At 30.1% G+C, this 6,559-nt stretch carries 8 protein-coding genes; all 8 read left to right on the forward strand.

All coding sequences use genetic code 11. The features are described 5' to 3' along the window. The first annotated feature begins 78 nt into the window (after positions 1 to 78). On the forward strand, positions 79 to 855 hold the full coding sequence (locus ACFQ1Q_RS02165) for a hypothetical protein (protein WP_386127524.1): 777 nt from the start codon (positions 79 to 81) through the stop codon (positions 853 to 855). 375 nt (positions 856 to 1,230) lie between these two features. Continuing rightward, positions 1,231 to 2,115 (forward strand): DUF6438 domain-containing protein, encoded by an 885-nt coding sequence (locus ACFQ1Q_RS02170; RefSeq protein ID WP_386127526.1) that lies wholly within the window; start codon positions 1,231 to 1,233, stop codon positions 2,113 to 2,115. 171 nt (positions 2,116 to 2,286) lie between these two features. Next, positions 2,287 to 3,570, forward strand: coding sequence for a hypothetical protein (locus ACFQ1Q_RS02175; RefSeq protein WP_386127528.1), 1,284 nt, complete (start codon positions 2,287 to 2,289; stop codon positions 3,568 to 3,570). Positions 3,571 to 3,724: 154 nt separating this feature from the next. Further along, a complete protein-coding gene (locus tag ACFQ1Q_RS02180; RefSeq protein WP_386127530.1) occupies positions 3,725 to 4,156 on the forward strand; it encodes a hypothetical protein in 432 nt (143 codons plus the stop codon). A gap of 159 nt (positions 4,157 to 4,315) precedes the next feature. Beyond that, a complete protein-coding gene (locus ACFQ1Q_RS02185) occupies positions 4,316 to 4,720 on the forward strand; it encodes a hypothetical protein (protein WP_386127532.1) in 405 nt (134 codons plus the stop codon). Positions 4,721 to 4,791: 71 nt separating this feature from the next. Further along, positions 4,792 to 5,436: a TlpA family protein disulfide reductase gene (locus ACFQ1Q_RS02190; protein WP_386127534.1), complete on the forward strand. Its 645-nt coding sequence runs from the start codon at positions 4,792 to 4,794 to the stop codon at positions 5,434 to 5,436. 147 nt (positions 5,437 to 5,583) lie between these two features. Next, positions 5,584 to 5,994 carry a hypothetical protein gene (locus ACFQ1Q_RS02195; RefSeq protein ID WP_386127536.1) on the forward strand — a complete coding sequence of 137 codons (411 nt, stop codon included), beginning with the start codon at positions 5,584 to 5,586 and terminating at the stop codon, positions 5,992 to 5,994. A gap of 174 nt (positions 5,995 to 6,168) precedes the next feature. After that, positions 6,169 to 6,402, forward strand: a complete 234-nt coding sequence (locus ACFQ1Q_RS02200) for a hypothetical protein (RefSeq protein ID WP_386127537.1) — start codon at positions 6,169 to 6,171, stop codon at positions 6,400 to 6,402. Positions 6,403 to 6,559: the final 157 nt, after the last annotated feature.

Genomic DNA, 6,559 nt, shown 5'->3' on the forward strand with positions numbered 1-6,559 from the left:
TTAGCTTCTGATTTTCCTTCGGAAAATCCTCGCACACAAACACGCAACTTTCCTTATACATAAACGTTAGCACCAATTATGAAAAAATTCCTATTTACCATATTATTTATTGCATTTTCAAGTAAATTATTGGCTTGTACTTGTATGTCGCAAAGACTTTTAGACAGATATGCGAAATCTGACTTTGTAGCAACTTTGAGTGTATTAAGTGTGGATTCTGAAACGGATGATGATTATTTACTTCTTGAAATTGAAATAATCGAACTTTATAAAGGAAATAAAATCAATCTTTTGAAAATACGAAAATCAAAAGGTTATGGTTGCGCAATGTACGCACCAGAAAATACCAAGTGGCTAATTTTTGCTAAAAATGACCAAAATGGAAATATGGTATTTGGTTATTGTTCTGGACCAAAACAGTTGGATAGAACTTTTGACAAAGAAAGATTTCCAAATGCCGAATTAAACTATTCCAAAAGTTTAGCACGTAAACTTGAACTACTCGAAACTTTGAAAGCCGAAAAAATAGAACCGATTAATACTTATGATTTATACACTTCTTTCAAAGAAGAATCATTAGAAAAATTAAAAGGATACGAAATTGAAAATGGTAATAATGCTTTTTATGAAATAACCGTGAATGAAGATTTGAGTTTAAAAAATATCAGAATTCTTAAAGAATTTGATAATGAGCAATTGTCTACTGAATTAATTGATTTTATTAATAAGAATATTTACATAGGTAGAATTGGAAAACTTAAAACAATTCCAGAAGAAACAAGAATAATTCTTGGACTACATTATTATTCGGCCAATAACGAACGGAAAAGTCTAATACTACCTTATGCATTTTAAAATAACTGGTGCTAACAACGGCTATAGTTCATTACGGCTGAAATTCCTAATCTGAATTTCGTGCCTTTTTGCTATTTTTATGGTTACTGCGGAATGATACTCGCGTACCATTCCGTAACGAAACCATAGCCAAACACGTTGGCTGTAATATAACCTAACCCCAAGCAATGAGATATTTGATAAGTTTTTTACTTTTTTTTGTATTAGTGAATTGCCAAAAAAAGGAAAGTAAAAACAGTTTTGAACCTGAATTCATAAAGGCTGAAATCATACCTTCAAAAATTGATAGTTTAGATTCTGAAAAGGAAGTTCAATCAATTAAAATATCCATCTTTTGAGCAAAAAATATCTGAAGATTCAATTAGAATTTACAGAATGTTTAAAGACTTTGAGCTTAAAGAAATAAACAGCTTTGATAGGAACTGCAAATCTGATAGCACAGATAGAGACATTCTTTCAAAAAAAATTGCTGATTCTTTAGAGATAGATATGAGTTATTATAAGTCCGATTTTGATAATAATGGCTTTACTGACTTACTAATAATTGGCGACCGACATAATTGCGGGAAAGGATGTAAAGATTCTGATTGGATATCTTGCGATTTCAGTGTATTTGCTTTGATGAGTTTTCAAAGTGACTCTATAAAGCCAATTGACTTAAATTCCATTTCAAAATCACTTTCTTTAGTGCCTAACATTATCGAAAGCAATAGATATCCATTTATAGAATTATATAAACCAGAAGATTACGTAATTGAAAATGGAGAACTAAAAAAAATTAGTAGAATTATTCCGGTCATTTATAAATACGGAACTTTTATTGAGCAAAATGACAAAAACAAAAAGTACGATATTGAAAACATAGAATTTATTGCCCAAGGTTGTGTAGCTGGCTGTCCTGAATTTAATATTTCAGTTGATAAAAATAAAAATGGAAAATTCAATGCCATAAACTATAATTGGTTTGATAAAGATTTTTCACACGATTTAGAACCTAATGATATAAGTGGAGAGTTTAAAACACAAGTTTCTGACAAACATTTTAACGAACTATATGGAATTATTAGTTATTTGGATTTTCCAAACCTTGCTAATCAGTATTCGTCAGGTGCAATGCACTCAAGTTCTGTAACTGTAAAAATCACATATGATAATGGAAAAATAAAAACTATAAATGACAATGGATTAATTGGAACTTATGGTCTTAAAAGAGTTTACGAAATGTTTTACGAATTAAGATTTAATCAAAATTGGAAATAAAAAATACTACAGCCAACAACGTGTATAGCTCATTGCGGCTGAATTCCTAATCGGAATTCATTGCAATTTGCTATCTTTCGGCTACGGCGGAAAATCCTCGCGGATTTCCCGCAACGAGCCATACACAAAACCGTTGTGTACAATTTGAGAACAGCATTCGAACTATAGAAAATGATTTCACCAAAAAGAATCCATCCACCACAAAACTGGCAAAGTTTCGAACTTTTGACATTAAAACTTTGGGGAGAAATATGGAATGTTCCAAACGAAATCGAATTTAATTCTGAAAGTGGCTCAAAACAAAAAGGTGTAGATATTTGTTGTATTCCAAAAAACGAAAAAGAATATTTTGGAATTCAATGTAAAAACACAAAACTTTTCTGTAAATATGGTAAAATTCAAAAATTAACCAAAGTAACTATTGATGAAGAAATAGAAAAGGCTAAAGAATTTAAACCTAAATTAGAGCAATTAGTTATTGCTACAAGTTTTACCAAAGATGGAGAATTGGAAGAATACCTGCGAGAAATAAACTTAAAACATATTAAAAGTGGTATTTTTCGAGTACAAATATGTTTTTGGGAATACTTTTCAAGAAAAATTCAAGAATACGATAATATTGAAAATTGGTATCTTAACAATCAAAATTTTGTGAGCCAAAAATCTGTATATGTAAGTTTTGAAAACGACAAATCAGAAAAAAATGTTTCGCCCGAATTTATCAAAAACAATGTGACTTATCGTTTACAAACAGAAGATGAGAAACTTGAAGAAAAAACTGCTTTTCAAAAAGCATATAAGGAATTTCAGAGCGAAAATAAATTAAGTTTTATTAATAGAATCTTTAACTTCTCAAATAAAATATCTGACAAAATTTTAACAAGTGACAAAATTTTAATTAATGGAGTCGACATAAAAAGTCAAGAATATATTGAAAGTACTTATCCAAAGCAAAAATTAGGCACAAACATAGTTCCGAAATTTCTTAATAATTTAATAAAAGATGAGCAAGAATTTAGTTTTAAAATCAAAATCAAAAATGACGGTCGTTCTGTAATAGATGATTTTAAACTATCATTTCAAATAGAAGGAGATTTTGAAAATGTACAAGTTAATCCACCGAGAATTAGCGAATTAAAGACTTACAACGCTACTACTTGGATTAATGATAGATTTGGTTTATTTGAACCTTCAAAAAATTTCATAATTCAAAAAGATACTAGTATTAGTAAGAAAATAATAGTAACACCAAAGTTAGCCAAAGAAGGAGAAATTAAAATTAAATGGACACTTTTAGCGAGAGATTTTAACGATGAAGGAGAATTAAAGATAAATATTAAACCGAAATATATAGAAAGCCAGAAAACAATGTATGTTTTGAGAACGGAAGATTGTAAAAGTGAAATTGAATATAATCATAAAATGATAGAAGGAAATTATCAGTTGAATTGGTAAAAAAACTGTACACAACAACGTGTATAGTTCATTGCTTCTGACTTTCCTCACGGAAAGTCCTCGCACTTTTACTATCTTTGGTTTAAGGCGGAAAATCCTCGCGGATTTTCACGCAACGAAACCATACACAAAACCGTTGTGCAACATTTGAAAAATGACCCGAAACGAATTCAAAAAACATATCGAAAAGACTCTTTCAGAACTAAAACTTTATGCTGAATTACATTCGGGAAAAGAATTGCCAAACGACTTTGAGTTTGAATGGCATTTCGCTGAAAGAATAAAAGCAATTGGAAAAGATAATGTAACTGAATTGATTGCGGAAAAAGTTTATCTCGACGAAAACAAAATTTATCCTTGTGTTGACTTAATCGTGGAAAAAGTAACGGACGAAAATCGGATTTTAATTAGTGGACGAATTGCTGGTTATGAACCGAGAGAATTTGGAAAAGGTTGGAGTAATCGACCTGGACCTTTTATTTATGGAATTGGAAGCGGAATATCTACTGACAAAGTGAATTGCAATTCCAAAGAGTTTAAAAATATTCTTTATGAAAAAGGATTATTGCATTATAAAACTGAATAAAAAACGTTGCACAACAATGTATAACCGCAATTACGGCGGATTCGACTACGTCCGAATCTACTCGGAATTGCAAACGCCAGTACTTAACCGAAAAACATTATCTTTAATCCCGTAACTGACGGTTATACGAGACCGTTGTGCATTATTAAGACAAAACCTATGAAAAACACCTTTATTGCAATCATAATTTTATTTAACTACTTTGTATATTCTCAAAATAATTCTGCTTTTGAAATAGAATTTAGAGGAAAAGTTTTTTTTGATAGCGAAAAAGACAGCATTAAGTATTATAAATTTTTTGGAAAGTTCGATAATGAAATCACAGACCGCCTTTTAACAGCAGAAAAACAAATTGTTCTTGTAAAATACGATACCATTCTCATTGAAGAATTTCCCATAAAAATAGGACCTTCGAAAACAATATTTATACGAAATGGAGACAAAAATGACAGACTTGATATAGATTCAGGTAAAAAACTAAAGGAAACAATCCATATACAACAGCAAGATATCGAAGAATTAAAAACTATAAAAGAATTCCCAATGAGGACAAAAAAATTATAGGCGAACTTTGTGAGGCTTGGATTTCTGAATCAAAAAACGGTTGGAACAAAATTTGGATTTCTAAAAGAAGTTTGGAAAAATCACAGTTAGAATATCCAGACCTTATTGTTAATGGATTTTTAGTTTTAAAAAGAACTAAACACGTTAATGGCTCAAGAAATATAGATTTTGAGGCTAAATCAATCAAAAAAATCAATACTACTAATTTCAAGGATATTTTAGAAAAGCATTTAGAAATTGATATTAAAACTAAATATAGTCCTATTGATGAAAACCAAAACTTATCTGACAAATCAATAAAAGTTGGAAATCAAGTTGACAATTTTGCATTCAGAAATGTTTTCGAAAATGACCTTATTAAACTTTATGATATCACTAAACGAAAGAAGTTTACAATTGTCGAGTTTTGGGGAACTTGGTGCGTTCCTTGCCTACTTGCGAATGAAAAAATTAAAGACCTGAAAAACAAATATTACGACAAACTGTCAATTTTTTCAATCAACGCTCACGATAGAAATATTAGTAAGTTGAAAAAAATGATTGCCAAAAAAGAAATGAATTGGACTCACGGTTATGCAACTGAAAAGTTACTAAAAGTTTTCAATAATAAAGGAACTTATCCGAGGTTAGTCATATTGAACAACGAAAATGAAATTTTATTTATTGGAAACCCACAGGTTGATTTAGATAAAATAAAAGAGGTATTAAATAAATAACAATGCACAACAATGGCTATAAGTAATTGCTTGTTCTCGCCTACTTCTGAAAATCCTCGCGGATTTTCAGTTTGGTGTGTACTTGCAAGGTTAAGTGCTAACCCACGCAACTACTCATAGCCGAGACCGTTACCTACAATTTGGAAAATGAAAACTCTTAAACCGACTTGGAAAATATCGAAAAAATTGATTTTAGAAAACTTTGCTTTTCTACAATCGGAATTTGACTTTCCAAAATTTAAGAAAAAGTGGATTAAAGACGAATACTACATAACAACTCAAAAAGGCGGAATTGAATTTAATTGTCTGATTTTTCAATTTTCTTGGAGTTCACCAGAAATCGGAATTACAAATCACTCTGAACCAGCTGAATTTAATATTGATAGAATGCCAACGAACTATTACCGAATTGACAAACTGGACAAAACTGGTAAATTGAAAAAAATAGCTGAAAAAGGTAATGAATTTATTGAAATATATATCAAAAAATGTGCTGAATTATTAAAAGAAAACCCAAAAATATTAAACGGAATAACAACTGAATTTAAAACTGAATAAAAACTGTAGGTAACAACGGCTATAGTTCATTAAGGCTGAAATTCCTAATCGGAATTTCAAGCCTTTTTGCTAAATTTATGGTTACGGCGGAATGATACTCGCGTACCATTCCGTAACGAAACCATAGCCAAAACCGTTGGCATTCATTGGAGAACGCACTCAAAATTTAAAAATATGAATAAAAAAACAAAAGTTAAGATTATATGGTTTTTGTCTTTTCTGGTTATTTTTTTAATCGTTTGGACAATTTTACACTTTGCATTTGAAAATTTAGAAAGTCCATATAAAGGAATGATTAGTGGTGGAATTGCTGGTTTACTATCACCAAGAATAACGGAATACGAAACTCAATCAGGAAAACAAACCCAATTGAAATGGATTTTTATGAAAAAAGTAATTACTGTATAAAATCTTAACTGAAAATCAAACCTGAATTGTTACGGAATTAAACAAGTTGAGGAAATGTTCAATCAATCGAAATTGAAAAATGTTGCGGAATAAATTGCTAACTGAATTTACTCAAAAACTAAAAAGAAAACGAAGTAACGCGAACAAATAGAAAACC

The organism is Winogradskyella litorisediminis (assembly GCF_042675765.1).
Classification (GTDB): Bacteria; Bacteroidota; Bacteroidia; order Flavobacteriales; family Flavobacteriaceae; genus Winogradskyella; species Winogradskyella litorisediminis.

What these genes read in the sequence shown, in the direction of transcription:
- ACFQ1Q_RS02200 (WP_386127537.1), top strand. Translation starts at nt 6,169, where the DNA reads ATGAATAAAAAAACAAAAGTTAAGATTATATGGTTTTTGTCTTTTCTG.
- ACFQ1Q_RS02180 (WP_386127530.1), top strand. Translation starts at nt 3,725, where the DNA reads ATGACCCGAAACGAATTCAAAAAACATATCGAAAAGACTCTTTCAGAA.
- ACFQ1Q_RS02175 (WP_386127528.1), top strand. Translation starts at nt 2,287, where the DNA reads ATGATTTCACCAAAAAGAATCCATCCACCACAAAACTGGCAAAGTTTC.
- ACFQ1Q_RS02195 (WP_386127536.1), top strand. Translation starts at nt 5,584, where the DNA reads ATGAAAACTCTTAAACCGACTTGGAAAATATCGAAAAAATTGATTTTA.
- ACFQ1Q_RS02165 (WP_386127524.1), top strand. Translation starts at nt 79, where the DNA reads ATGAAAAAATTCCTATTTACCATATTATTTATTGCATTTTCAAGTAAA.
- ACFQ1Q_RS02170 (WP_386127526.1), top strand. Translation starts at nt 1,231, where the DNA reads ATGTTTAAAGACTTTGAGCTTAAAGAAATAAACAGCTTTGATAGGAAC.
- ACFQ1Q_RS02185 (WP_386127532.1), top strand. Translation starts at nt 4,316, where the DNA reads ATGAAAAACACCTTTATTGCAATCATAATTTTATTTAACTACTTTGTA.